Source organism: Hymenobacter pini (assembly GCF_020421205.1).
GTDB lineage: Bacteria > Bacteroidota > Bacteroidia > Cytophagales > Hymenobacteraceae > Hymenobacter > Hymenobacter pini.
The window spans coordinates 600,416-626,163 of sequence record NZ_JAIZZH010000003.1 but is presented as its reverse complement, the minus strand read 5'-3'; the positions used below and the strand labels follow the sequence as shown (position 1 = coordinate 626,163).

Annotated in this window: 21 protein-coding genes and 4 tRNA genes; all 25 read left to right on the top strand. The window is 55.0% G+C overall.

Going from position 1 to position 25,748, the window contains the following annotated elements; translation table 11 throughout:
* Nucleotides 1–27: 27 nt before the first annotated feature.
* The 25 genes from LF252_RS14050 to rpsS all read left to right on the top strand — a co-directional run bounded on the left by LF252_RS14050 (nucleotide 28) and on the right by rpsS (nucleotide 25,746).
* Entirely contained in the window at nucleotides 28–2,622 is a 2,595-nt protein-coding gene (locus LF252_RS14050) for a M1 family metallopeptidase (RefSeq protein ID WP_226270203.1), read from the top strand.
* 251 nt (nucleotides 2,623–2,873) lie between these two features.
* A tRNA-Tyr gene (locus LF252_RS14045) sits at nucleotides 2,874–2,956 on the top strand.
* An 87-nt stretch (nucleotides 2,957–3,043) separates the two neighbouring features.
* A tRNA-Gly gene (locus tag LF252_RS14040) sits at nucleotides 3,044–3,116 on the top strand.
* 92 nt (nucleotides 3,117–3,208) lie between these two features.
* Nucleotides 3,209–3,280, top strand: a tRNA-Thr gene (locus LF252_RS14035).
* 169 nt (nucleotides 3,281–3,449) lie between these two features.
* Nucleotides 3,450–4,637: an elongation factor Tu gene (gene tuf / locus LF252_RS14030; protein WP_226270202.1), complete on the top strand. Its 1,188-nt coding sequence runs from the start codon at nucleotides 3,450–3,452 to the stop codon at nucleotides 4,635–4,637.
* A 127-nt stretch (nucleotides 4,638–4,764) separates the two neighbouring features.
* Nucleotides 4,765–4,838 (top strand) — tRNA-Trp (locus tag LF252_RS14025).
* A 63-nt stretch (nucleotides 4,839–4,901) separates the two neighbouring features.
* Nucleotides 4,902–5,096 (top strand): preprotein translocase subunit SecE, encoded by a 195-nt coding sequence (gene secE, locus LF252_RS14020; protein WP_125428268.1) that lies wholly within the window; start codon nucleotides 4,902–4,904, stop codon nucleotides 5,094–5,096.
* 21 nt (nucleotides 5,097–5,117) lie between these two features.
* Nucleotides 5,118–5,684: a transcription termination/antitermination protein NusG gene (gene nusG, locus LF252_RS14015; RefSeq protein ID WP_125427631.1), complete on the top strand. Its 567-nt coding sequence runs from the start codon at nucleotides 5,118–5,120 to the stop codon at nucleotides 5,682–5,684.
* Between the two features lie 118 nt (nucleotides 5,685–5,802).
* A complete protein-coding gene (gene rplK, locus LF252_RS14010; RefSeq protein ID WP_044003266.1) occupies nucleotides 5,803–6,246 on the top strand; it encodes a 50S ribosomal protein L11 in 444 nt (147 codons plus the stop codon).
* Nucleotides 6,247–6,265: 19 nt separating this feature from the next.
* Nucleotides 6,266–6,961 carry a 50S ribosomal protein L1 gene (rplA, locus tag LF252_RS14005; RefSeq protein WP_139925660.1) on the top strand — a complete coding sequence of 232 codons (696 nt, stop codon included), beginning with the start codon at nucleotides 6,266–6,268 and terminating at the stop codon, nucleotides 6,959–6,961.
* 20 nt (nucleotides 6,962–6,981) lie between these two features.
* A complete protein-coding gene (gene rplJ, locus LF252_RS14000; RefSeq protein WP_226270201.1) occupies nucleotides 6,982–7,536 on the top strand; it encodes a 50S ribosomal protein L10 in 555 nt (184 codons plus the stop codon).
* Between the two features lie 64 nt (nucleotides 7,537–7,600).
* Complete coding sequence (gene rplL, locus LF252_RS13995; protein ID WP_226270200.1) at nucleotides 7,601–7,978, top strand: 50S ribosomal protein L7/L12; 378 nt, start codon at nucleotides 7,601–7,603, stop codon at nucleotides 7,976–7,978.
* Nucleotides 7,979–8,268: 290 nt separating this feature from the next.
* Entirely contained in the window at nucleotides 8,269–12,144 is a 3,876-nt protein-coding gene (rpoB, locus tag LF252_RS13990; protein WP_226270548.1) for a DNA-directed RNA polymerase subunit beta, read from the top strand.
* Between the two features lie 325 nt (nucleotides 12,145–12,469).
* Entirely contained in the window at nucleotides 12,470–16,822 is a 4,353-nt protein-coding gene (gene rpoC, locus LF252_RS13985; RefSeq protein ID WP_226270199.1) for a DNA-directed RNA polymerase subunit beta', read from the top strand.
* A 311-nt stretch (nucleotides 16,823–17,133) separates the two neighbouring features.
* Complete coding sequence (locus LF252_RS13980; RefSeq protein WP_226270198.1) at nucleotides 17,134–17,487, top strand: DUF3467 domain-containing protein; 354 nt, start codon at nucleotides 17,134–17,136, stop codon at nucleotides 17,485–17,487.
* Nucleotides 17,488–17,778: 291 nt separating this feature from the next.
* Complete coding sequence (rpsL, locus tag LF252_RS13975) at nucleotides 17,779–18,207, top strand: 30S ribosomal protein S12 (protein WP_045688446.1); 429 nt, start codon at nucleotides 17,779–17,781, stop codon at nucleotides 18,205–18,207.
* Between the two features lie 86 nt (nucleotides 18,208–18,293).
* A complete protein-coding gene (rpsG, locus tag LF252_RS13970) occupies nucleotides 18,294–18,761 on the top strand; it encodes a 30S ribosomal protein S7 (protein ID WP_110976705.1) in 468 nt (155 codons plus the stop codon).
* A gap of 105 nt (nucleotides 18,762–18,866) precedes the next feature.
* Entirely contained in the window at nucleotides 18,867–21,008 is a 2,142-nt protein-coding gene (fusA, locus tag LF252_RS13965; RefSeq protein ID WP_226270197.1) for an elongation factor G, read from the top strand.
* Between the two features lie 22 nt (nucleotides 21,009–21,030).
* Nucleotides 21,031–21,336 (top strand): 30S ribosomal protein S10, encoded by a 306-nt coding sequence (gene rpsJ, locus LF252_RS13960; RefSeq protein WP_022822123.1) that lies wholly within the window; start codon nucleotides 21,031–21,033, stop codon nucleotides 21,334–21,336.
* Between the two features lie 175 nt (nucleotides 21,337–21,511).
* Entirely contained in the window at nucleotides 21,512–22,792 is a 1,281-nt protein-coding gene (locus tag LF252_RS13955; RefSeq protein ID WP_226270196.1) for an O-antigen ligase family protein, read from the top strand.
* 248 nt (nucleotides 22,793–23,040) lie between these two features.
* On the top strand, nucleotides 23,041–23,661 hold the full coding sequence (gene rplC / locus LF252_RS13950; RefSeq protein ID WP_226270195.1) for a 50S ribosomal protein L3: 621 nt from the start codon (nucleotides 23,041–23,043) through the stop codon (nucleotides 23,659–23,661).
* 9 nt (nucleotides 23,662–23,670) lie between these two features.
* Entirely contained in the window at nucleotides 23,671–24,309 is a 639-nt protein-coding gene (gene rplD, locus LF252_RS13945) for a 50S ribosomal protein L4 (protein ID WP_044003254.1), read from the top strand.
* The gene (gene rplW, locus LF252_RS13940) at nucleotides 24,309–24,596 is read left to right on the top strand and encodes a 50S ribosomal protein L23 (RefSeq protein ID WP_226270194.1); all 288 of its coding nucleotides are present in this window, start codon (nucleotides 24,309–24,311) and stop codon (nucleotides 24,594–24,596) included. Before rplD ends, rplW begins: the two co-directional genes overlap by 1 nt.
* Nucleotides 24,597–24,636: 40 nt before the next feature.
* Nucleotides 24,637–25,464, top strand: a complete 828-nt coding sequence (rplB, locus tag LF252_RS13935; RefSeq protein ID WP_226270193.1) for a 50S ribosomal protein L2 — start codon at nucleotides 24,637–24,639, stop codon at nucleotides 25,462–25,464.
* 3 nt (nucleotides 25,465–25,467) lie between these two features.
* Nucleotides 25,468–25,746, top strand: coding sequence for a 30S ribosomal protein S19 (rpsS, locus tag LF252_RS13930; RefSeq protein ID WP_110976712.1), 279 nt, complete (start codon nucleotides 25,468–25,470; stop codon nucleotides 25,744–25,746).
* Nucleotides 25,747–25,748: the final 2 nt, after the last annotated feature.

Here is a 25,748-nt window from a genome sequence, read left to right as displayed (position 1 = left end):
CCCTCCAATGTCCTAGTGCCTTTCCGCATGAAATATCCGGTCTTCGGTGCCTTGTTTATGGTGCTGATGTGTCAGCTACCCGCTTCCGCTCAGGCAGTTAAATCCAGCCGTCCCGCCTCTACTGTCAGCCATCCTACGCGCAAAAAAGTAGTTGAGCCAGCAGCGGCGGCGCCGGTAGCTGCCAGCGTAGCCGTGCCCAACTGGCTGCCGTCCACCAATCCGGTACAGACCTCGGCTACCATCCTGCACGACCTGTTCGATACGAAGCTGGACGTGCGGTTTGACTGGAACAAGCAGTGGCTGCTCGGCACGGCCGTCCTCACACTGCGCCCGCACTTCTACCCGCAAAGCCAGCTGGTGCTGGATGCCAAGGGATTCGACGTGAAAAGCGTGGAACTGATGAGCGGGTCCCGCAAAGGCCGGGACCTGAAGTTCAACTACGACAAGAAGAAGCTAACAATTACGCTCGACCGCCTCTATCAGCGGACCGAGCAATACCAAGTGCGGATTCAGTACGTGGCCAAGCCCAACGAACTGCCCAAAGGCGGCAGCGAGGCCATAACCGACGACAAAGGCCTGTACTTTATCAATCCACTAGGTACTGACAAGACCAAGCCCCGGCAGGTATGGACGCAGGGCGAAACGGAGGGTAGCTCCTGTTGGTTTCCCACCATCGACCACCCCAACCAGCGCATGACGCAGGAAATCAGCCTGACTGTGGAAAGCGGCCAGAAAACCCTGTCTAACGGTCTGCTGGTATCATCGCGCCGCAACCCCGATGGCTCCCGCACCGATACTTGGAAGCTCAACCAGCCCCACGCACCCTACCTGGCTATGCTGGCGGTGGGAAATTTTGCTGTAGTGTCCGACTCCTGGCGGGGTAAGCCCGTGGAGTATTACGTGGACCCGGCCTATCAGTACACCGCCAAGCAGGTGTTCGGCAATACGCCCGAAATGCTGGAGTTTTTCTCTAAAAAGCTGGGCGTTGATTTTCCCTGGGACAAGTACGCGCAGGTTGCCGTGCACGACTTCGTGTCGGGAGCTATGGAAAACACTACGGCTTCCACGTTTCAGCAGCAGCTAGTACAGTTTACCCCCCGTGAGTTGCCCGACGTAACGTACGATGGTTCCGAATCCGTTATTGCGCATGAGCTGTTTCACCAGTGGTTTGGCGACTACGTAACTACTGAGTCGTGGAGCAACCTCCCCCTCAACGAGTCGTTTGCCGATTATTCCGAGCTGCTGTGGGCCGAGCATAAGTACGGGGCCGATGCCGCCGCACTGGTGCAGCAAACCAAGCTGCGCAACTACCTGGAGGAAGCTCAGATGAAGCGGGAGCCCCTCATCCGGTACCGCTATGTTACCAATGAGGATATGTTTGACCGGCACTCTTACGACAAGGGTGGCCGGGTGCTGCACATGCTGCGCAAATACGTTGGCGATGATGCTTTCTTCGCTTCCATCAACCGGTATCTGGTCCACAACAAGCTGTCCAGCGTCGAAATTGCCAAGCTGCGGATTGCCTTCGAGGAAACAACCGGTGAGGACCTGATGTGGTTTTTCGACCAGTGGTTTATGCAGCGAGGCCACCCCGAACTGCGCGTAACGCACAGTTTCGAAAACAGCCAAGTGGTACTGCGGGTGCAACAGGTGCAGGACACCCTATACCAGCCAGTGTACCGGCTGCCGGTTACGGTGGCCACTTGGAACGGCAATCAGCCCACTGAGCACCGTATCCTTATCACCAAAGCTGACCAGACGTTCCGGTTGCCCGTCAATCAGCGCCCCAGCCTAGTAAAGTTCGATGATGAGGGCATGCTGCTAGCGGACATCGATGAAACTCAGAGCCAGGAAGAACTGCTGTACCAACTCAGCCACGCCCGCGGCTACTTGCAGAAGTACAAAGCTATTCAGGCCCTGCGCACCAAATCCGGCGACCTGCTAGTGAGTGCCGCTTTTCGTAATCTGCTCAACGACCCCTTCTGGGGTACCCGTATTGCGGCCCTCGAAGGGTTGCGCCGTTACCGCGGAGCCGAAGGCAGTGCCGTGCGGAAGGACTTGCAACGCGTAGTGCAATCGGAAAAGAACGGAGCTGTGCGCGCTACCGCTATTAAAGTCTTGGCGTCGTTCCCCAACGAAGATTACAGTGAACTATACAACGCGGCGCTGAAAGACAGCTCCTACTTAGTAGCCAGCGCGGCGGTAGAGGCGCTGTCCCACGCGCCTAACGTCAACACGCGTACCCAGATTGCCGCCCTCCAGAACACCAACAATCCGGCGCTACTCACGGCTCTCTCCACGTACTACGGCCTCAACGGCACGCTCGATGACTATCAATGGTTTCTGCAGCGCAGTAAAGATGCCCCGGCGGAGGTGCTATATGTGATGCTCGAAAACTTTGGCCTGCTGATGCAGCGGATTCCGCCCATTGAGCGGGAGAAGGGCATCCAGCGGCTCGAAACCCTAGCCCGTACCCACCCCCAGATGTACGTGCGCCTCGGCGCCTATAAAGGGCTACACGAGCTTGTGGCCAGCATGCCGGCTTTAAAGCCAACCCTACAGGACATCCGCAACAAGGAAAAGGACAGCAACCTGAAGGCTATGTACAGCCTCATCCAGTAGAAAAGCAGATTTTTTTCGATGATCGTCAAGTTTTTTTGCGGCAGCGCTTGTGCTAGGTAGTCAGATAATTACCTGCTGATAAGCTCTCGAAAGAGCCGTAGGGGATAATAAAAAGTTAAAACCTTTTTGGCGCAGGGCTTGACTTGCATCGGAAAGCCACTAATTTTGCAACTCCAATCGACACAGTAACGGTTTCGGCCGCCAAAGTTGAGAAGGACAAGTCCTGGCAATCGGCGTAGGAAATAATAGCTGGGGGCGTCGCATAGCGGCAATTGCGGGTGACTGTAACTCACCTCCTTCGGGTTCAAAGGTTCGAGTCCTTTCGCCCCCACCACAAAATAAGGTCTGAGTTTATGAGGGTAGAGGTGCATGAGGTTTACCTCACACACACTTGCCCTCATAGCCTCAAGCCCTATGAAATGCGGGAGTAGCTCAGTTGGTAGAGCGGCAGCCTTCCAAGCTGCAGGTCGCGGGTTCGAACCTCGTCTCCCGCTCGGTGTCAGGAATGACAGCGACGAAGTACATGGATAGCTTAGCTGGTAAATGTTTCTGCGCTGTTGTATCTTTGCCAAACAAAACAAAATAAGCCGTTTTAGCTCAGTGGTAGAGCACTTCCTTGGTAAGGAAGAGGTCATGGGTTCAAATCCCATAAATGGCTCAGAATTACGAGTACCAACGGGGCAGCGCGACTGCACCGTTTGGAAACTGTCAGCAAAGTAAAGCGACGTGCAGTCCCGACTAAACGGAGCTGTGTTTCGCTTTCTTACTGTATAGTCTAGTCGCGTTTTCCCCCTCATCACCTCAAAATTCCTCTTAACCTCTTTACAATGGCTAAAGAAACTTTTGACCGGTCCAAGCCGCACGTAAACATCGGCACGATTGGTCACGTGGACCACGGCAAAACTACCCTCACCGCTGCCATTACCACGGTTCTGGCTAACAAAGGTCTGGCTGCCAAGCGCGACTTCTCTTCGATTGACAATGCTCCCGAAGAAAAAGAGCGTGGTATCACCATCAACACCGCTCACGTAGAATACGCTACCGAAAACCGTCACTACGCTCACGTTGACTGCCCTGGTCACGCTGACTATGTGAAAAACATGGTTACCGGTGCTGCTCAAATGGACGGCGCTATCCTCGTAGTAGCTGCTACTGACGGCCCGATGCCCCAGACTCGTGAGCACATCCTGCTCGCTCGTCAGGTAGGTGTACCTCAGTTGGTTGTGTTCATGAACAAAGTGGACATGGTTGACGACCCCGAGCTGCTCGAGCTGGTTGAAATGGAAATCCGCGAACTGCTCTCGTTCTACGATTTCGACGGCGACAACATTCCGGTTATCCAGGGTTCGGCTCTGGGCGGCCTGAACGGCGACGCTAACTGGGTTCCGAAAATTGAGGAACTGATGGCTGCTGTGGACAGCTACATTCCGATTCCTCCCCGTCTGACCGACCAGCCCTTCCTGATGCCGGTAGAAGATGTATTCTCGATTACGGGTCGTGGCACGGTTGCTACCGGTCGTATCGAGCGTGGTGTTATCAACTCGGGTGAGCCGGTTGAAATCCTCGGTATGGGTGCTGAAAACCTCAAGTCGACCGTAACGGGCGTTGAGATGTTCCGCAAAATCCTCGACCGTGGTGAAGCTGGTGACAACGTAGGTCTGCTGCTCCGTGGTATTGAAAAAGAAGCCATCCGTCGTGGTATGGTTATCTGCAAACCCGGTTCGGTTAAGCCTCACCAGAAGTTCAAAGCTGAGGTGTACGTGCTGTCGAAAGAAGAAGGTGGTCGTCACACCCCGTTCTTCAACAACTACCGTCCCCAATTCTATTTCCGCACCACCGACGTTACCGGCATCATCTCGCTGGGCGAAGGCGTAGAAATGGTAATGCCCGGCGACAACGTAACTATCTCGGTTGAGCTGATCAACTCGGTAGCTATGGAGAAAGGCCTGCGTTTCGCTATCCGTGAGGGTGGCCGTACCGTAGGTGCCGGTCAGGTAACCGAAATCCTCGACTAGTTTTCGCAAGAAAATTGGTAAAACATCAAATCCGCCCTCGAAATTTTCGGGGGCGGATTTGTTTTGTTTAAAGAGTTCCATACATTTGCAGTCCCAATCCAGTACCTTGACTGGTAGGGACGTACACACGGGCGTAGTTCAAGGGTAGAATAGAGGTCTCCAAAACCTTTGATGGGAGTTCGAATCTCTCCGCCCGTGCCACCACAAAGAACTACGGCTGCTTCGGCAGCCGTAGTTTTACACCCCAAATCGGTGCTTTCCATCATGAGCAAGCTAACCAACTACTTCCGGGAGACTTCTGAGGAGATGCGTTACAAAGTGACGTGGCCGTCTTTGGAAGAACTGCAGAAAAGCGCCGGCCTGGTGCTGATCGGGTCGTTGTTGTTTGCGGCCGTGGTAGGGGTGCTGGACGTGGCTTTCAAAGAAGGCTTGGAAGCGTTTTATAACTCAGTCCGTTAATCGGTAGAATACACGACGACAATGGGTGAGTTGAAATGGTACGTAGTTCGCTCGGTTAGCGGACAAGAGAAAAAAGCCAAAACCTATCTGGAAACTGAGATTGGCCGTCATGGCCTTTCTGACTTGGTGCCCCAAGTACTGATTCCGGTGGAAAAGGTGTTCGAGATGCGCAACGGCAAAAAGCGCGTGCGTGAACGGAACCTGTATCCTGGCTATATCATCATTCACGCTGACCTGACCCACGGTGAGGTAGACCACATTATCACCAGCACGCCTGGCGTAATTGGTTTCCTGAGTGACAAGGAAGGCAAAGCAGCCAACCAGAATACGAAACCTGTTCCCCTGCACATTTCCGAAGTAAACCGCATCCTTGGGATTGTGGATGAAGTGGAGGAGCAGGCCGCTACGCTGGAAACCCCCTTCGTGGTGGGTGAACTGGTGAAGATTGTGGATGGTGGCTTCGCGGGTATGTCGGGCACCGTGTCCGAGGTATTCGAGGAACGGAAGAAACTGAATGTTATCGTGAAAATTTTCGGCCGTAGCACTCCTATGGAGCTCAGCTACACGCAGGTTGAAAAGGAAGCATAGCTGATACAACAACGTCACCGGTTATCCGCTCCGGACCGGTGGTGCTTCCACTTTTGGAGCAATTTTCATCTGAGGGTAGGTGCGAGTTACCGCACAAGCCCGAAGCCTTTCAAACCAAATGGCCAAGGAAATTAGAGGTTATCTGAAGCTTCAGATAAAGGGAGGCGCCGCAAACCCTGCGCCGCCGGTTGGACCTGCACTTGGTAGCAAAGGCCTTAACATCATGGAGTTCTGCAAGCAGTTTAATGCGCGGACCCAGGATAAGGCCGGCCAAGTTTGTCCTGTACTCATCACCATGTACACCGACAAGTCGTTCGACTTCGTGGTGAAGACTCCTCCGGTGCCGGTTCTGCTCATGGAAGCAGCCAAGCTCCAGAGCGGCTCGAAAGAGCCGAACCGTAACAAGGTAGGGTCGGTATCATGGGACCAAGTGCGCACCATCGCCGAGACCAAAATGCCCGACCTAAACGCCTTTAAGGTGGAGTCGGCCATGAAGCAGGTGGCTGGTACGGCTCGTAGCATGGGTATCACCGTGTCGGGCACTTCTCCCTTTGCTGAATAATTAACAACGGAGAAGACACATGGCAAAGATTAGCAAAAAGCGCAAGGAAGCCCTTGCCAAGCACGACCTGACCGAAGTTCGGAACTTGGTGGAAGCTGCCAAAGTGGTAAAGGACATCACCTATACCAAGTTTGACGCTTCTGTTGACATCGACGTTCGTCTGGGTGTTGACCCCCGCAAAGCTGACCAGATGGTACGTGGCGTAGCCACGCTGCCCCACGGTACCGGCAAAACAGTTCGCGTTCTGGCCCTCGTAACGGCCGACAAAGAAGCTGAAGCTACTGCAGCTGGTGCTGACTACGTTGGTCTGGACGATTACATCTCAAAAATCGAGAAAGGCTGGACCGATATCGACGTAATCATCACGATGCCGTCGGTAATGGCGAAGGTAGGCCGTCTGGGTCGCGTACTGGGTCCTCGTGGCCTGATGCCGAACCCCAAGTCGGGTACCGTAACTACGGACGTAGCCAAGGCCGTGCAAGAGGTGAAGGCTGGTAAAATCGACTTCAAAGTTGACAAAACCGGTATCATCCACTGCTCGGTTGGTAAAGTGTCGTTCGACGAGCAGAAGCTCGCTGAAAACGCCATCGAAGTAATCCAGACGCTCCAGCGTCTGAAGCCTTCGTCGGCTAAAGGCACCTACATCAAGAGCATCACGCTGTCGAGCACGATGTCGCCCGCCGTTCCGGTTGACACGCAAGTAACTTCCGCCTAAGTTTTAATCAACACGACGATATGATCCGGGAAGACAAACAAGCCCTCGTCGACGAGTTGAGCGAGAAGTTTCAATCGCACAACGCGTTCTACATTGCCGATGCCTCGGGAATGTCGGTGGCGAAAATCAACGAATTCCGTCGCCTGTGCTTCAACCGCGGCATGGAGTTCAAAGTGTACAAGAACACGTTCATCCGCAAGGCTCTCGACACCCTCGGTGCCGACACTACGGAAATGGACGCTGCACTGAAAGGCCAGTCGGGTATCCTGTTCTCGAAAGAGTCGGGCAATGCTCCTGCCAAACTGCTGCAGGAGTTCTACAAAGCTCAGGCATACGGCAAAGGCGTTGAGCCCAAGCCCTCGCTGAAAGGCGCTTACGTAGATGCCAGCATCTACCTGGGTGCTAACCAGCTCGAGACACTGAGCACGCTGAAAGGCAAAAATGAGCTCATCGGTGACATCATCGGTCTGCTGCAGTCGCCCGCCAAGAACGTTATCTCTGCTCTGTCGAGCGGCGGCAACAAACTGGCCGGTATCCTCAAAACGCTTTCCGAAAAAGAAGAGGTTGCAGGCTAACCGCTGCTCATCTTTTTCACTTTCAATTTCCTTCAACAACCCCCCTTTTTAACAATCTACAGAAATGGCAGATTTGAAAGCATTCGCCGAGCAGCTCGTTAGCCTGACGGTAAAAGAAGTAAACGAACTGGCTACCATCCTGAAAGACGAGTATGGCATTGAGCCTGCTGCTGCTGCTCCCGTAATGGTTGCTGGTGGTCCCGGTGCTGCTGCTGACGCTCCTGAGGAAAAAACCTCGTTCGACGTAATCCTGAAGTCGGCTGGTGCTGGCAAACTGGCTGTGGTGAAACTGGTGAAAGACCTGACCGGTCTGGGCCTGAAAGAAGCCAAAGAACTGGTTGACGGTGCTCCCAAGCCCCTGAAAGAAGGTGTTGCTAAAGACGAGGCTGAAGGCCTGAAGAAGCAACTGGAAGAAGCTGGCGCTGAAGTAGAAATCAAGTAATCTCTGCTGCCTGCTCGTAAAACCAGCAAATAAGGAGAGGCCTGGCAACTAAGCCAGGTCTTTTCCTGTTTGTAGGCAACAAACTAATCGGAAGTCCGTTTGCGCGCCGCTTTGCGGCTTTTTGTGCCTACGGCTGCCGGAAGCGCAAGGTTGAGGCTTTGCGCTTTCGTGCGCCCGGCGCTTCCGAAATTTTCTCAGATTTCTGGCTTTGCCGGGAGTTTGAGTTGGATTCACTCTGTATCCATTTCCTAACCCCACATACATTGGCTACATCGAAAGCACAGGCAGGGCTGCAGAAACTCTCAGCCGCTGACGAGCGGATCAACTTCGCCAAGATTAAAAAGGTTATTGAGTACCCGGATTTTCTGGACGTGCAGGTTCGCTCGTTCATGGATTTCTTCCAGTTGGAAACGGCTGCCGAGAACCGTACCGATGAGGGCCTCTTCAAAGTATTCGCCGAGAACTTCCCGATTTCGGACTCGCGCGAAAACTTCGTGCTGACCTTCCTCGACTACCACGTTGACCCGCCCAAGTACTCGGTTGACGAATGCATTGACCGGGGCCTCACGTACTCGGTTCCGTTGAAAGCCAAATTGCGCTTGGTCTGCAATGACTCGGACAACGAAGATTTTGAGACGATTGAGCAGGAAGTGTTCTTGGGAAACATTCCCTACATGACCGAGAAAGGCTCGTTCGTAATCAACGGGGCGGAGCGCGTAATTGTATCGCAGTTGCACCGCTCGCCGGGTGTGTTCTTTGCTCAGAGCAAGCACACCAACGGCACCAAGCTGTACTCGGCCCGTATCATCCCGTTCAAAGGCTCGTGGATTGAATTCGCCACGGACGTGAACAACGTGATGTACGCCTACATCGACCGGAAGAAGAAATTCCCGGTTACTACGCTGCTGCGCGCCATCGGCTACGGCACCGACAAAGACATTCTCGACCTGTTCGGGCTGTCGGAAGAGGTGAAAGCCGACAAGAAAAACCTGAAGAAGGCCGTAGGCCGCAAGCTGGCCGCCCGCGTGCTCCGCACCTGGACGGAAGACTTCGTGGACGAGGATACCGGTGAAGTGGTATCCATCGACCGGAACGAGGTTCTGCTGGAGCGTGACTCGACCATCGAGGAGGAGGATATCGACGTAATCCTGAACGCCGGGGCTAAGTCGGTAATTCTGCACCGCGAGAACGTAAACATTGCCGACTACGCAATCATTTACAACACGCTGCAGAAGGACAACTCCAACTCGGAGAAAGAAGCCGTGGAGCAAATCTACCGTCAGCTCCGGAACACGGAGGCTCCTGACGAAGAAACCGCCCGCGACATCATCCAGAAGCTGTTCTTCTCGGATAAGCGCTACGACCTCGGGGACGTAGGCCGCTACCGTATTAATAAGAAGCTGGGTATTGACACGAACTGGGACGCCCGCGTGCTGACCAACGAGGATATCGTCCTCATCGTGAAGTACCTGATCGGTCTGATCAACTCGAAGGCCATTGTCGATGACATTGACCACTTGAGCAACCGCCGTGTGCGCACGGTAGGGGAGCAGCTCTACGCCCAGTTTGGCGTGGGTCTGGCCCGTATGGCGCGTACCATCAAGGAGCGCATGAACGTGCGCGACAACGAGGACTTCAAGCCGGTTGACCTGATCAACGCCCGTACGCTGTCGTCGGTAATCAACTCGTTCTTCGGCACCAACCAGTTGTCGCAGTTCATGGACCAAACCAACCCGCTGGCCGAGGTGACGCATAAGCGTCGTGTATCGGCACTGGGGCCGGGAGGTCTGTCGCGTGAGCGGGCTGGTTTCGAGGTACGTGACGTTCACTACACGCACTACGGCCGCCTTTGTACCATCGAAACGCCGGAAGGACCGAACATCGGTCTGATTTCGTCGCTGTGCGTGCACGCCCGGGTAAACTCGATGGGCTTCATCGAGACGCCTTACCGCACGGTAGAAAATGGCAAGGTGGACACCACGGAAAACGTGAAATACCTGACCGCCGAGGAGGAAGATACCCACCACATCGCGCAGGCTAACGCCCGCATCGACGAGGAAGGTAACTTCATCAACGACCTGGTAAAGGGCCGTTTCGAAGGTGACTTCCCCGTGGTAGGTCCCGACGAATACAGCTACATGGACGTTGCCCCGAACCAGATTGTATCGGTGGCTGCTTCGTTGATTCCGTTCCTGGAGCACGATGACGCCAACCGTGCCCTGATGGGTTCGAACATGCAACGCCAGGCCGTACCGCTGCTGCGCGCTGAGGCGCCCATCGTAGGTACCGGTCTGGAAGGCCGCGTGGCCATTGACTCCCGCACCCTGGTAGTAGCCGAGGGCGAGGGCGTGATTGACTACGTGGACGCCAACAAGATTGTGGTGAAGTACGACCTGACGGAAGACGATATCCTCGTAAGCTTCGACGCTGAGAAGATTTCGTACGACCTGATCAAGTTCCGTCGTACCAACCAGGATACCTGCATCAACCTGACGCCCATCGTGAAGAAGGGCGAGCGGGTGAGCAAAGGCCAGCCCCTGTGCGAAGGCTACGGCACGAACAAAGGGGAACTGGCGCTGGGCCGCAACATGCAAGTGGCCTTCATGCCGTGGCAGGGCTACAACTTCGAAGACGCCATCGTTATTTCGGAGCGTGTAGTTCGGGACGACATCTTCACCTCGATTCACATTGAGGAGTTTGAGCTGGAAGTACGCGAGACTAAGCGCGGCGAAGAAGAGCTGACCTCGGAAATTCCGAACGTGAGCGAAGAAGCCGTGCGTAACCTCGACGACAACGGCATCATCCGTTTGGGTGCTGAGGTGCGCGAAGGCGACATCCTTATCGGTAAGATTACGCCGAAGGGCGAAACCGACCCGACCCCGGAGGAGAAGCTGCTCCGTGCCATCTTCGGTGACAAAGCCGGCGATGTGAAGGATGCCTCCCTCAAGGCGCCGCCGTCCCTGAACGGGGTGGTTATCGGCACCAAGCTGTTCTCGCGTCCGAAGAAAGACAAAAACCTGCGGGCCAAGTCGAAGAAGGAAGTAGAGGAGCTGAAGGAGTCGTATGCTCGTGAGTTGCGCGCCATCAAGGCTGTGATGATCGAAAAGCTGGTGGATTTGCTGGAAGGCAAAACCTCGCAGGGCGTGAAGCACAAGTTTGGCGACGAAATCCTGACCAAAGGGGCCAAATTCGGCAAGAAGAACATCACCGATGCCCTCTTCCCCGAGAAGAACCCCTACAAGGACGAGAGCAACTACGCCGTACCGGAAGAGGTGAACATGTTCAAAGACCTCATCCTGGAAAACTGGACCGCCGACGCGAAAGTGAATGGTATGCTGGCTGAACTGGTGAAAAACTACACCAAGAAGCGCAACACTATCACGGCTCGTTTCAAGCGTGACCGGTTTACGCTGGAGGTGGGCGACGAACTGCCTGCCGGTATCGTGCAGCTGGCTAAAGTGTACATCGCCAAGAAGCGTAAGCTGAAGGTGGGTGACAAGATGGCCGGTCGTCACGGTAACAAAGGGGTAGTAGCCCGCATCGTGCGTGATGAGGACATGCCCTTCCTGCCCGACGGCACCCCGATGGACATTGTGCTCAACCCGCTGGGTGTACCGAGCCGCATGAACATCGGGCAGATTTACGAGACCGTACTGGGCTGGGCTGGCCTGAAGCTGGGCCGTACCTACGCTACCCCCATTTTCGACGGTGCTACCGAAGAGGAAGTATCGAAGGAACTGGCGGAAGCCGGGCTGCCGCACTTCGGCCGGGCATACCTGCACGACGGTCTGACGGGTCAGCGCTTCGACCAGCCGGTAACCGTGGGCGTGATTTACATGCTCAAACTCGGTCACTTGGTTGACGACAAGATGCACGCCCGTTCAATCGGGCCGTACTCGCTCATCACGCAGCAGCCGCTGGGTGGTAAGGCGCAGTTCGGTGGTCAGCGCTTCGGCGAGATGGAAGTGTGGGCGTTGGAGGCCTTCGGTGCTTCCAACGTGCTGCAGGAAATCCTCACCGTGAAGTCGGACGACGTGGTAGGTCGTGCCAAAGCGTACGAAGCCATTGTAAAAGGCGACGTACTGCCCAAGCCGAATATCCCCGAGTCATTCAACGTACTCATCCACGAGTTGCGCGGTCTGGCCCTGGAAATCACGCTTGACTAAGACTTGAAAAGTGGCTGCTGATATGTGAGTATCAGCAGCCACTTTTCAAGTCTTACTATATAGAATACCGCAGCCGAAACTGCCGGCGTCGTTCCGAGATATGGTCAGAGCGACAACAGAAGCCGATAGTGAGAAGCCGCAACCCGGTTCAGCTTGCTGAACCACCCGCATACCCAGACCTGGCGGAAACCTACTGCGCGGCGTACCTATCCGACCCGCAGAGCACTTTTCGCAGAGTCGAACTGTTATGTTCTTTCCGACCGCTCTTAAGACTGGCGGAACCAACGAACAGATAAAAGCCACCAGCTAACAACAGCTACCCTACATGGCGTTTGCAAAAAACAAGAAACTGGTACAGGACTTCTCGAAAGTTACCATTTCGCTGGCCTCGCCCGAATCCATTCTGGAGCGGTCGAACGGTGAAGTTGTAAAGCCCGAGACGATCAACTACCGGACGTACAAGCCCGAGATGGGCGGCCTGTTTTGCGAGCGGATTTTCGGTCCCGTAAAGGACTGGGAATGTCACTGCGGCAAATACAAGCGGATTCGCTACAAAGGCATCATCTGCGACCGGTGCGGCGTGGAGGTGACCGAGAAGAAAGTACGCCGGGAGCGGATGGGCCACATCGAACTGGTGGTGCCCGTTGCGCACATCTGGTACTTCAAGTCCCTGCCCAATAAAATCGGCTACCTGCTGGGCCTGCCCACCAAGAAGCTCGATCAGATTATCTATTACGAGCGGTATGTAGTAGTACAGCCGGGCGTATTGGCCGAGGAAGGCGTGCAGCAGCTCGACTTCCTCACCGAAGACGAGTACCTCGACATCATCGACAAACTCCCCCGCGAGAACCAGATGCTGCCGAACGAGGACCCCAACAAGTTCATCGCCCGCATGGGTGCTGATGCCCTGCAGCTTCTGTTGGAGCGCATCAACTTGGACGAGTTGTCGTACTCGCTGCGTGACTCTGCTGCCCACGAAACTTCGCAGCAGCGTAAGGCTGAGGCGTTGAAGCGTCTGCGCGTAGTAGAAGCCTTCCGTGATGCTTCGACTCGCATTGAGAACAAGCCCGAGTGGATGGTAATCCGCATGGTACCGGTTATTCCGCCGGAACTGCGCCCCCTCGTGCCGCTGGATGGTGGCCGTTTCGCTACCTCCGACCTGAACGATCTGTACCGTCGCGTTATCATCCGCAACAACCGCCTCAAGCGTCTGATCGAAATCAAAGCGCCCGAGGTGATTCTGCGGAACGAGAAGCGCATGTTGCAGGAAGCCGTTGACTCGCTGTTTGACAACTCGCGGAAAGTAAACGCCGTGCGTGCCGAAGGCAACCGCGCCCTGAAGTCGCTGTCCGATATGCTGAAAGGCAAGCAGGGCCGCTTCCGTCAGAACCTGCTCGGTAAGCGTGTAGACTACTCCGGTCGTTCGGTTATCGTGGTAGGTCCTGAGCTGAAGCTGCATGAGTGCGGCCTGCCCAAAAATATGGCCGCCGAGCTGTTCAAGCCGTTCATCATCCGCAAACTCATCGAGCGCGGCATCGTGAAGACGGTAAAGTCGGCTAAGAAGATTGTAGACCGCAAGGACGCTGTCGTATGGGACATCCTGGAGAACGTGCTGAAAGGCCACCCAGTGCTCCTGAACCGGGCTCCTACGCTGCACCGCTTGGGTATCCAGGCGTTCCAGCCCCGCCTCATCGAGGGTAAAGCTATTCAGCTGCACCCGCTGGTATGTACCGCCTTCAACGCTGACTTTGACGGTGACCAAATGGCTGTGCACGTTCCCTTGGGACCGGCCGCTATTCTGGAAGCCTCCATGCTCATGCTGGCCTCGCACAACATCCTGAACCCGGCGAACGGCGCACCCATTGCGGTACCGTCGCAGGACATGGTACTCGGGCTGTACTACGTGACCAAAGGCAAGCGCAGCACCGACGAGGAGAAGATTGACGGCGAAGGCCGCATGTTCTACTCCGACGAGGAAGTGGTAATTGCCCTCAACGAAGGTCAACTCTCGAAGCACGCCTATATTAAGGTGCGCACCAAAGTTCGGGACGAGAACGACGAGCTGGTAACCAAAATCATCGAAACCGTAGCCGGTCGTGTGCTGTTCAACCAGCTTGTGCCCGAGGAAGTAGGTTTCGTGGATGAACTGCTGACCAAGAAAAAGCTGCAGCAGATCATTTCGATGGTGTTCAAGCGGACCGGCATGGCCCGCACCGCGCAGTTCCTCGACGACATCAAGACGCTGGGTTTCCAGTCGGCTTACAAAGGTGGTCTGTCGATGGGTCTGGGCGACATCAACATCCCCGCTGAGAAAGACGCCCTCATTGCCCAAGCCCAGGCCGACGTAGCTGCCGTAACGCAGAACTACCAGATGGGTCTGATTACAGACAACGAGCGGTACAACCAGGTTATCGACATCTGGACCCGCATCAACAACCAAATCACTGAAACCCTTATGGGTCGCCTCGAGAAGGAGAACCAGGGCTTCAACTCGATTTACATGATGATGCACTCCGGTGCCCGTGGTTCGCGCGAGCAGATTCGTCAGCTCGGCGGTATGCGGGGTCTGATGGCTAAGCCGCAGAAGTCGCTGCAGGGTTCGGTAGGTGAGATTATCGAAAACCCGATTCTGTCGAACTTCAAAGAAGGCCTCGACGTAATCGAATACTTCATTTCGACCCACGGTGCTCGGAAAGGTCTGGCTGACACGGCTCTGAAGACGGCTGACGCCGGCTACCTGACCCGTCGTCTGGTAGACGTTTCGCAGGACGTAATCGTGAACGAAGTAGACTGCGGTACCCTCCGCGGTATCGAAACCTTCGCGCTGAAAGACAACGAGGACGTAGTGGAGCCGCTGGCTGAGCGTATCCTGGGCCGCGTAGCAGTGCACGACATCGTGGACCCGCTGACGGACGAGGTTATCCTGCCCGCTGGTGAGGAAATCACTGAAGAAGTAACCCGTCGTATCGATGCCACCAGCATCGAGTCGGTAGAAATCCGTTCGGTACTGACCTGCGAAAGTAAGCGTGGTATTTGCGGTAAGTGCTACGGCCGTAACCTGTCGTCGGGCCGCATGGTACAGAAAGGGGAGGCTGTAGGCGTAATTGCTGCTCAGTCGATCGGTGAACCCGGCACCCAGCTGACCCTGCGTACCTTCCACGTAGGTGGTACGGCTTCTAACATTGCGGTAGAAGCCAGCCTGCGCGCCAAGTTCAATGGTGTAGTTGAGTTCGAAGACATCCGGACCGTGGAAACGGCCAACGCCGAAGGCGAGGCTGTGAAAGTGGTAATGGGTCGTTCGGGCGAGATTCGCATCGTGGAAAAAGGCACCGGCAAGGTGTACATCACTCACCACGTGCCGTACGGCTCGTTCCTGCTGGTTGACGAAGGCCAGGAGGTAGAGAAAGGCCAAGAGCTGAACAACTGGGACCCCTACAACGCCGTTATTCTGGCCGAGTTCGACGGTACCGTTCAGTACGACGCCATCACCGAGGGCATTACCTACCGTGAGGAATCGGACGAACAGACCGGTCACCGCGAGAAGGTAATCATCGAATCGAAGGCCAAGGACCAGAACCCGGCCATAATCGTTCGTCCCGGTAAGAAAGGCGACCTGGAAGGCTCCAAAGCCTACTCTATCCCGGTTGGCTCGCACTTGAACGTGGAGAACGGCGAGAAAATCAAGGCTGGTCAGATTCTGGCCAAGATTCCGCGTGCCGTGGGCAAAACCCGCGACATTACCGGTGGTCTGCCCCGCGTTACCGAGCTTTTCGAAGCGCGTAACCCCTCGAACCCGGCCGTTGTGGCCGAAATCGACGGTGTAGTAACCTACGGTACGGTGAAGCGTGGTAACCGTGAAATCTTCGTGGAGTCGAAAGACGGCGTGAAGAAAAAATACATGGTGCCGCTGTCGAAGCACATCCTCGTGCAGGATAACGACTTCATCCGGGCCGGTGCTCCGCTCTCCGATGGTGCCATCACCCCGACCGATATCCTGAACATTCAGGGTCCCGGCGCGGTGCAGGAATACCTCGTGAACGAGATTCAGGAAGTATACCGCTTGCAGGGTGTGAAAATCAACGATAAGCACATCGAGGTGGTAGTTCGCCAGATGATGCAGAAAGTGGTTATCCTCGATGCCGGCGACACGACCTTCCTGGAGCACCAGGTGGTGGACAAGATTTCCTTCATGGAGGAAAACGACACCATCATCGACATGAAGGTGGTTACCGAAGCTGGTGACTCCAGCAACCTGAAACCTGGCCAGATTGTAACGGCCCGCCGTCTGCGCGACGAAAACTCGTCGCTCAAGCGCCGTGACCTCAAACTGGTAGAAGTTCGGGAAGCCCAGCCGGCCGTTTCGCGGCCCACGCTGCAGGGTATCACCCAGGCTTCGCTGGGTACTCAGTCGTTCATCTCGGCCGCATCCTTCCAGGAAACGACCAAGGTGCTGTCGGAAGCTGCCATCCGTGGTAAGGCCGACGAACTGCTGGGCCTGAAGGAGAACGTAATCGTAGGTCACCTCATCCCGGCTGGTACCGGTCTGCGCGAGTACACGCGTCAGATTGTGGGCTCGAAGGAAGAGCTGGAAGCCGCCCAGGCTGCCAAAACCGACGATACGCCTGCTCCCGCCAAGCGTGGCGCCCGCGCCTCGCGTCGCGAGTCGGTTTCGGAGTAATGTGAATCGGGGTAAATAAGGAAAGCCGGCTGGGGAGACCCGGCCGGCTTTTTCTTTTGTAGATAGCAATAGATTTGCACGATGACACGATACTTACTGCTTATCATAAGCGCGAGTTGGTTACTTGCTTATCAACTGATACTTGTCGTATTCTCTCTCGTCAATGGCTATACCTCTGGGAGAAGCTTAAGCTTTTTTGACTTGATGGACTATGTTAGCATGTTGATAATCGTTGTTATCTGTCTGTTCACCATTTCTACTGCCAAACAAAAGCATCGGCACATGCAGGCCGAACGCAAATAATAAATACCATGGCCCAACAGAATCAACCCGAAAGCACGCCCGAGACCACACAACCCCAAGACCCCAACGCCATCAGCATTGAGCTGTCAGAGGAAATTGCCGAAGGGGAATACGCCAACCTTGCTATGATTGCGCATAGCAACAGCGAGTTTGTCATTGACTTCATTCGGCTGATGCCCGGCTTGCCCAAGGCCAAGGTAAAGTCGCGTATCATCCTCACACCGGAACACGCTAAGCGGCTAGTAGCTGCCCTAAACGAGAACATCGAGCGGTTTGAAAAGACCAACGGTACTATCAAGGAGCAACCCAATGAAGGCCCGCTGTACCCGATGGGGTTCGGTGGTAAAATGGGAGAAGCCTAAGAACTAGGAATAATACAGCACAGGAAGCGGCTTTTATCGGAAAGATAGAAGCCGCTTCTTCGTTGAATACAAACTGGAAGAGGCAGGAGAGGGGGAGAGGGTGAATGAGCCTGCAAAGGTTCCTTGGTTAGGCTGCGGCAACGCTCTAAGTCAACCGTAGCAAGGGCGTTAGCCACTGCCGGAGTACTCTAAAATTAACTAATTCAACCTGTTTGCTATTTCCAGAACACTTGTCTACCTTTGCAAGCCTAATTTTTGGGAGAGAACCCTCCTTGACAAAACCTACCGTAGATGCCTACCATCAACCAGTTAGTACGAAAAGGCCGCGAGAAGCTGACGACCAAGTCGAAGTCGCCGGCTCTTGACTCGTGCCCGCAGCGCCGTGGCGTTTGCACCCGTGTGTACACCACCACGCCTAAGAAGCCGAACTCGGCTATGCGTAAAGTGGCCCGTGTGCGCCTCACCAACGGCAAAGAAGTTAACGCCTACATCCCCGGTGAAGGCCACAACCTGCAGGAGCACAGCATCGTGCTGATCCGTGGTGGCCGTGTGAAAGACCTTCCCGGCGTACGTTACCACATCATCCGTGGCGCTCTTGACACTGCCGGCGTAAACGGCCGTCTGCAGCGTCGCTCCAAATACGGCGCTAAGCGTCCGAAGCCCGGCCAAGCTGCAGCAGCTGGCAAAGGTGGCAAACCCGCTCCCGGCAAGAAAAAATAAGTGAAACCGAGGGCGGCAGCGCCCGGCGCCGGCTAGCAAATGGTTCTTAGTCCGTTGCCTGCTGTCCGTCGCTCATTTCTACACCCATGAGAAAGTCAAAACCGAAAAAGCGCATCCTCCTGCCCGACCCTAAGTTCAAGGAGACGCTGGTGACCCGTTTCGTCAACTACATGATGTACGACGGGAAGAAAAACCTGGCCTACACCATTTTCTACGATGCCTGCGAACTGGTTGAGCAGCGCACCAAAGAAAGCGGCCTGGAAATGTGGCGTAAAGCCCTGAACAACGTAATGCCGACCGTGGAGGTGAAAAGCCGCCGCGTAGGTGGTGCTACCTTCCAGGTGCCCACCGAGGTTCGTCCGGACCGTCGTATTGCCGTTGGCTCGAAGTGGCTGATCCAATATGCTCGTCGTCGTGGTGAGAAAACCATGAAAGACAAGCTGGCCGGCGAAATCATTGCCGCCGCCAAAGGTGAAGGTGCTGCCGTGAAGAAAAAGGACGACACGCACCGGATGGCAGAAGCCAACAAGGCTTTCTCGCACTTCCGCTTCTAATCAGACCAGCAGGAGTTCTAGAAGTTTTGCGCGGCTGGAATGCGAAAAGCATTTTTCGCGTTCTGCCAGCTCAACTACTAACCTTCCTACGTCACAACAAAAGCAATGGCTGTTAATAAAGATCTGCAATACCTCCGGAACATCGGGATTATGGCTCACATCGACGCCGGTAAGACCACCACGTCGGAGCGCATTCTCTACTACACCGGTAAAACCCACAAAATCGGGGAGGTGCACGAAGGTGCCGCCACGATGGACTGGATGGAGCAGGAGCAGGAGCGTGGTATTACCATCACGTCGGCTGCTACTACTACCTTCTGGAACTACCCGACCGTACAGGGCGACCCGACTCCGGAGACCAAGCAATACAAAATCAACCTGATCGATACCCCCGGTCACGTGGACTTCACCGTAGAGGTAGAACGTTCCCTGCGTGTTCTGGACGGTGCCGTAGCTCTGTTCTGCGCCGTTTCGGGCGTTGAGCCGCAGTCGGAAACCGTATGGCGTCAGGCTGACAAGTACAAGGTGCCCCGCATCTGCTTCGTCAACAAGATGGACCGTGCCGGTGCCGACTTCTTCAAGGCTGTTACCGAAATCAAGGAAAAGCTCGGCGCTAACCCCGTGCCGCTGCAAATTCCGATTGGGGCCGAAGACACCTTCAAAGGTGTTGTAGACCTGCTGACCGGTAAGGCTATTGTGTGGGATGATGCCACTCAGGGCAAAACCTACAAAGAAGTAGAAGTTCCCGAGGACCTCGTGGACACGGTACAGGAGTGGCGTGAAAAGCTGGTAGAAAGCGTAGCTGAGTACGACGATACCTTGATGGAGAAATTCTTCGAGGATCCGGACAGCATCACCCGCGAAGAAATGATGACGGTAATCCGCAAAGCGGTTATCGACATGAAGTTCTCACCCGTAATGTGCGGCTCGGCCTTCAAAAACAAGGGTGTACAAGCTATGCTGGACGCTGTTATGGCGTACCTGCCTTCGCCTTTGGATATGCCTGCCATCGTGGGTACTAACCCCGACACCGGTGAGGAAATCGAGCGTCACCCCGACAACGACGAGCCTTTCACCGCGCTGGCATTTAAAATTGCTACCGACCCCTTCGTAGGTCGTCTGTGCTTCTTCCGTTGCTACAGTGGTCAGCTGGATGCTGGCTCCTATGTATTCAACAACCGCACCGGCAAAAAGGAGCGTATCTCGCGCCTGATGCAGATGCACTCGAACAAGCAGAACCCCATCGACAAAATCCAGGCTGGTGATATTGCTGCTGGCGTGGGTTTCAAAGACATCAAAACCGGCGATACACTGACCGACGAGAAGTCGCGTGTAGTACTGGAATCGATGTCGTTCCCCGAGCCCGTTATCGGTTACGCTATTGAGCCGAAGACGCAGGCTGACGTGGATAAAATGGGTATGGCTATTGCCAAACTCGTAGAAGAAGATCCGACCCTAGTGGTACAGACCGACCAGGAAACTGGCCAGACCGTACTGAAGGGTATGGGTGAGCTTCACCTGGAAATTATCATCGACCGTATGCGTCGGGAGTTCAAGGTGGAAATCAACCAAGGTGCTCCGCAGGTTGCCTATAAAGAGGTTCTCACCAAGAAAGTTGAGCACCGCGAAACCTACAAGAAGCAGACCGGTGGCCGCGGTAAATTCGGCGACATCGTGTTTGAACTTGGGCCGCGCGAAACCGATCCGGAGAAACCCGGTCTGGAATTCGTGAACGACATTACGGGTGGTGTAATTCCACGCGAATTCATTGCTCCGGTGCAGAAAGGCTTCGAAGAGGCTATGAAGAACGGCCCGCTGGCCGGCTTCCCGCTGGACAACATGAAAGTGCGTCTGTTCTTCGGTTCGTACCACGATGTTGACTCGGACGCCCTGTCGTTCGAACTGGCTGCCCGCGGTGGTTTCCGCGAAGCTGCCCGTCAGGCTGGTCCGAAACTGCTCGAACCCATCATGGCCGTTGAGGTGGTAACCCCCGACGAGTACACGGGTTCGGTAACCGGTGACCTGAACCGTCGTCGTGGCATCATGAAGGGCATGGACACCAAGGGTGGTGCCAACGTGGTGAAGGCTGACGTTCCGCTGTCAGAACTGTTCGGCTACGTAACCTCGCTGCGTACCATCACCTCGGGTCGTGCTTCGGCTTCGCTGACCTTCTCGCACTACGACCAAGTTCCCACGAACCTGGCCGACGGCATCATCGCTAAGCAAAAGGGCAACGCTCCTCGCTAATCCGCTTTCCGACTTTACAGACATGAACCAGAAAATTCGCATCAAACTGAAATCCTACGACCACAACTTGGTGGACAAATCGTCGGAGAAGATCGTGAAGGCGGTGAAGGCTACGGGCGCTATTGTTAGCGGCCCCATTCCACTGCCCACGGATAAAGAAAAATTCACCGTGCTCCGTTCGCCCCACGTGAACAAGAAGAGCCGGGAGCAATTCCAGCTGTGCACCTACAAGCGTCTGGTAGACATCTACTCGACCTCGTCGAAGACGGTAGATGCCCTGATGAAGCTGGAACTGCCCAGCGGTGTTGACGTTGAAATCAAAGTCTGAGGATCCGACTTCATTGTCTGAATAAGGTAAGCGCCCCACTGGTTCTTCGGAGCTGGTGGGGCGTTTTCATTTGAATTCGTTGCAACTTGTGCGTTAAGTAAAGGCTCGTTGCACCGTGGAGCTTAGAAGTAATGCCGCATGGCTGCTTCAGTAGGCTAGCTCCTAATTCTACTTCATGACATCTTCTCTGGGAACCATCCTAACACTGCCTCGACTGCTGGCGGCCGCTACATTTTTCTGCGGCTGTATTCTGGTAGGTCTGTATACCAGCAGCTTTTTCAGGGTATTGCCCAGCATTGGTATGATAGGAATGCTGGTGACGGGAGGTATGAGTTGGTTCCTGCACGGTAATCAGTACCAACGCAGCCCCCGGGGTAATTACCTGCCGCTACTGCTGATTTTCGGAATGCACGTAGCCGCCGGGGTATTTACATCGGCAACACAACTAAAAGAGTACACCCGGGATATTGTGCTGCAACTGCCGTTTCTGGCATTGCCGTTGGCCTTTTGGCTGCTGCCGGCTCTGCCTACTCGCAACTTGCGGTGGCTGTGGTTGCTGCTGGTGGGTACTACCACAGTGGCTGCTCTGCTCAGCACAGCTAATTATCTGGCCCATTTCGACCAAATCAACGAAATGTACCTGCATTCCAAGGTGATGCCCACGGAACCGGACCATATTCGGTTCAGCTTACTGATTTCGCTGGCAGTTGCGGCAGGCGTATGCCTATTAGCTCACCGGAGTGTAATCGGGCGGGCTGCCTGGGTGCTGTGGGCGGCCATTATATTTCTGGCTTTCTACCAACATCTGCTGGCTGTGCGTAGCGGGTTGGTAACGCTATACGCAGTAGGTATTGCCGCGCTGCTGTGGCTGGTGTTCCGGAAGCGGCAATACCAACAGGCCCTGATTCTAACGGCGGGCCTAGTGCTGATTCCGGCGCTGAGCTATTCCGTGTTTCCGACGCTGCAGAATAAATCGGCCAATACCCGCGAGGATGTGGGCCGGGTTGAAAACACGGCTTCCGCCAATAACTACTCTTTGGTAGGCCGGGTGTATTCGTATAAGGTAGCGCTGGAGGTAGTGAAAGATAACCCGTGGCTGGGCGTAGGCCGGGCTGATATCGAACCCGAAATGGCCGTGCGCTACAAGCGGGACTATCCGAACATCCAGCCGCAAGCCTACATCCAGCCGCATAATCAGTTCCTGTTTTCGGCCGTGGCGTTTGGGCTGATTGGACTACTCGTGTTCATTGTGGGATTCTATTATCCCGGCATCAACGTGTGGCCCGCATATGCCCCCCTCTTGCTGTCGCACTACCTAATCGTTACACTGTCGTTTCTGGTAGAATACACGTTGGAAACCCAGGTAGGGCTTGGGTTTGCGCTGTTCTTCCTGCTGTTAGCATTGGAAGGCCAGAAGACTTCTCGTCTGCTAGAATCAGAGTGGCGCCCTGTGTAACTATGGAAGTAAAGGGATGCATGTCAGTCTACCCATATTAATTGAGCAGACTGATTTTTGTATGGAGCAAGGCTAAGCTATGAAAGTGGGCCAAGCAACTGATGGAGTAGGAGCGAGGCTAACTCACTAACATTAAAATATTTCGGAAGGCAGTTAGATTATGCCGTAACAATTTCCTAGCTTTGCACTCCATTTCCGAAAACGCCACTCGGGCGTTTTCGCTGTGTCTTTTCTAAAACCCCAATCGAATGCCTGGCATCATCGGTAAAAAAATCGGTATGACAAGCCTCTTCACTCCGGACGGGAAAAACATTCCCGTAACGCTCATCGAAGCGGGTCCGTGTGTGGTGACGCAGGTTAAAACCCTCGAAACGGACGGCTACTCGGCCATCCAGCTCGGGTACGGCGAGAAAAAGGCGAAGAACACCACCAAAGCACTGGCTGGTCACTTCGCTAAAGCCGGTACCACCCCTAAGAAAAAACTCGTTGAGTTCCGCACCGACGAGACCAGCAGCTTCGCCGCTGGTGCAACCGTTGACGCTACCCTCTTCGAAGAAGGTGAGTTCGTTGACGTAGTGGGCACCTCAAAAGGTAAAGGTTTCCAGGGCGTTGTAAAGCGCTACAACTTTGCCGGTGTAGGTGGCCAAACCCACGGCCAGCACAACCGCGGCCGTCACCCCGGTTCTATCGGTGCATGCTCTTGGCCCTCCCGCGTGTTCAAAGGAATGCGCATGGGTGGCCGCATGGGCAACGACCGGGTGAAAGTGCAGAACCTGAAGGTGATGCGCATTGTAGCCGACAAAAACCTCATCGTGGTGAGCGGCTCGGTTCCCGGCGCCAAGAACTCTTTCGTGGTCCTGGAAAAATAAGCTAGCAAGATGGAACTGTCAGTAATCAACATCAAAGGCGAAGACACCGGCCGCAAGGTTACCCTGTCTGACGCCATCTTCGGCCTCGAGCCGAACGAGCACGTGATGTACCTCGACGTGAAGCAGTACCTGGCCAACCAGCGCCAAGGCACGCACAAGTCGAAACAGCGTAACGAAGTACACGGCACCACCAAGAAGCTGAAGAAGCAAAAAGGTACTGGTGGCGCCCGTGCCGGCTCCATGAAGTCGGGTGTATTCGTGGGTGGTGGCCGCATTTTCGGTCCTCAGCCCCGCGACTACGGCTTCAAGCTGAACAAGAAAACCAAGCGTCTGGCTCGTCTGTCGGCTCTGTCGGCGCTGGCCAAAGACGGCAAGGTGTCGGTAGTGGAAAACATTTCCCTGTCGACCCCCAAAACCAAAGAGTTTGCCGCCATCCTGGCTGGTCTGAAGCTGAACAACGGCCGCAAGACCCTGCTGGTAACCGGTTCGGTTGACAAGAACGTGGTTCTGTCGGCCCGCAACATTCAGCGCGTGAGCGTGGCTACCCCCGTAGCCCTGAACACCCACGACCTGCTGAACACCGACACCCTGCTGCTGTCGGAAGATGGGTTGAGCGCACTGGAACAACTCTATACCACTGCTGAGTAATGAGCATCCTGAAGAAACCCATCGTAACTGAAAAGGCTACGGGTCTGAACGAGAAAAGCCAGTACGCTTTCGACGTGGCTATCGACGCCAACAAGGTTCAGATCAAGAAAGAGATTGAGCAACTGTACGGGGTAACGGTAACGGGCATCAGCACCATCCGCACCATCGGCAAAGTGAAATCGAAGTTCACGAAAGGCGGTGCCGTTTCCGGCCGTCGTCCTCATGGCAAAAAAGCCATCGTGACCGTGAAAGAAGGCGACGTAATCGACTTCTACAGCACGCTGTAAGCCTGCCTTCCCGCCAAGAATTTTTTCCTAAGCAAGAGTAATGGCACTCAAAAAACTAAGACCAACATCACCGGGTCAGCGCTTCCGCATCGCCCCGGCCTTCGACGAGATTACCGCGTCGACGCCGGAGAAGTCGCTGTTGGCACCCCTGAAAAACTCCGGTGGCCGTAACAACTCGGGCAAAATGTCCAACCGCTACATCGGCGGTGGTCACAAAGCCAAGTACCGTATCATCGACTTCAAGCGTGACAAAGCTGGTGTTCCGGCCACGGTGAAGACGATTGAGTACGATCCTAACCGCACTGCCCGTATTGCCCTAGTGCAATACGCTGACGGTGAGAAGCGCTACATCATTGCTCCCGCCGGTCTGACGGTTGGTGCTTCGGTAGTGTCGGGTTCGGGCGTAGCTCCGGAAGTAGGCAACTCTCTGCCCCTGCGCGAGATTCCGCTGGGTACCATCGTACACAACATCGAGCTGATGCCCGGTGGTGGTGCTGCCATGGCCCGCTCGGCTGGTACCTACGCTCAGCTGGTAGCCCGCGAAGACAAGTACGCCACCCTGAAACTGCCCTCCGGCGAAATGCGCATGGTACTGGTTACCTGCATGGCAACGGTTGGTACCGTTTCGAACGGTGACCACATGAACGTACGTCTCGGCAAAGCCGGTCGTAACCGATGGTTGGGTCGTCGTCCGCGCGTACGTGGTGTGGCTATGAACCCCGTTGACCACCCCATGGGCGGTGGTGAAGGCAAATCGTCGGGTGGTCACCCACGCAGCCGTAACGGTATCTTCTCGAAAGGCCAGAAGACCCGTAACAAGAACAAGTATTCCGAGAACCTGATCGTAAGCCGGAAAGGCAAGAAATAAGCAATGGCACGTTCACTAAAAAAAGGGCCGTACATTGACTTCCGGCTCGAGAAGAAAGTATCGGCAATGGACGAGTCCGGCAAAAAGTCGGTGGTGAAGACCTGGTCGCGCCGCTCGATGATTTCGCCTGATTTCGTTGGCCACACCTTCGCTGTGCACAACGGCAATAAGTTCATCCCGGTGTATGTAACGGAGAACATGGTAGGGCACAAACTCGGCGAGTTTGCTCCCACCCGCAACTTCCGTGGCCACATCGCCAAGAAAGATAAAGGCAAGCGCTAATC

Excerpts from the sequence above, each read along its gene's own strand:
- rplD (WP_044003254.1), top strand. The coding sequence starts at position 23,671 with ATGGAACTGTCAGTAATCAACATCAAAGGCGAAGACACCGGCCGCAAG.
- LF252_RS13980 (WP_226270198.1), top strand. The coding sequence starts at position 17,134 with ATGGCCCAACAGAATCAACCCGAAAGCACGCCCGAGACCACACAACCC.
- nusG (WP_125427631.1), top strand. The coding sequence starts at position 5,118 with ATGGGTGAGTTGAAATGGTACGTAGTTCGCTCGGTTAGCGGACAAGAG.
- rpsG (WP_110976705.1), top strand. The coding sequence starts at position 18,294 with ATGAGAAAGTCAAAACCGAAAAAGCGCATCCTCCTGCCCGACCCTAAG.
- rpoC (WP_226270199.1), top strand. The coding sequence starts at position 12,470 with ATGGCGTTTGCAAAAAACAAGAAACTGGTACAGGACTTCTCGAAAGTT.
- rplW (WP_226270194.1), top strand. The coding sequence starts at position 24,309 with ATGAGCATCCTGAAGAAACCCATCGTAACTGAAAAGGCTACGGGTCTG.
- rplJ (WP_226270201.1), top strand. The coding sequence starts at position 6,982 with ATGATCCGGGAAGACAAACAAGCCCTCGTCGACGAGTTGAGCGAGAAG.
- rpsL (WP_045688446.1), top strand. The coding sequence starts at position 17,779 with ATGCCTACCATCAACCAGTTAGTACGAAAAGGCCGCGAGAAGCTGACG.
- rplL (WP_226270200.1), top strand. The coding sequence starts at position 7,601 with ATGGCAGATTTGAAAGCATTCGCCGAGCAGCTCGTTAGCCTGACGGTA.
- rplA (WP_139925660.1), top strand. The coding sequence starts at position 6,266 with ATGGCAAAGATTAGCAAAAAGCGCAAGGAAGCCCTTGCCAAGCACGAC.
- rplB (WP_226270193.1), top strand. The coding sequence starts at position 24,637 with ATGGCACTCAAAAAACTAAGACCAACATCACCGGGTCAGCGCTTCCGC.
- LF252_RS14050 (WP_226270203.1), top strand. The coding sequence starts at position 28 with ATGAAATATCCGGTCTTCGGTGCCTTGTTTATGGTGCTGATGTGTCAG.
- fusA (WP_226270197.1), top strand. The coding sequence starts at position 18,867 with ATGGCTGTTAATAAAGATCTGCAATACCTCCGGAACATCGGGATTATG.
- secE (WP_125428268.1), top strand. The coding sequence starts at position 4,902 with ATGAGCAAGCTAACCAACTACTTCCGGGAGACTTCTGAGGAGATGCGT.
- rplK (WP_044003266.1), top strand. The coding sequence starts at position 5,803 with ATGGCCAAGGAAATTAGAGGTTATCTGAAGCTTCAGATAAAGGGAGGC.
- rpsJ (WP_022822123.1), top strand. The coding sequence starts at position 21,031 with ATGAACCAGAAAATTCGCATCAAACTGAAATCCTACGACCACAACTTG.
- tuf (WP_226270202.1), top strand. The coding sequence starts at position 3,450 with ATGGCTAAAGAAACTTTTGACCGGTCCAAGCCGCACGTAAACATCGGC.
- rplC (WP_226270195.1), top strand. The coding sequence starts at position 23,041 with ATGCCTGGCATCATCGGTAAAAAAATCGGTATGACAAGCCTCTTCACT.
- LF252_RS13955 (WP_226270196.1), top strand. The coding sequence starts at position 21,512 with ATGACATCTTCTCTGGGAACCATCCTAACACTGCCTCGACTGCTGGCG.
- rpsS (WP_110976712.1), top strand. The coding sequence starts at position 25,468 with ATGGCACGTTCACTAAAAAAAGGGCCGTACATTGACTTCCGGCTCGAG.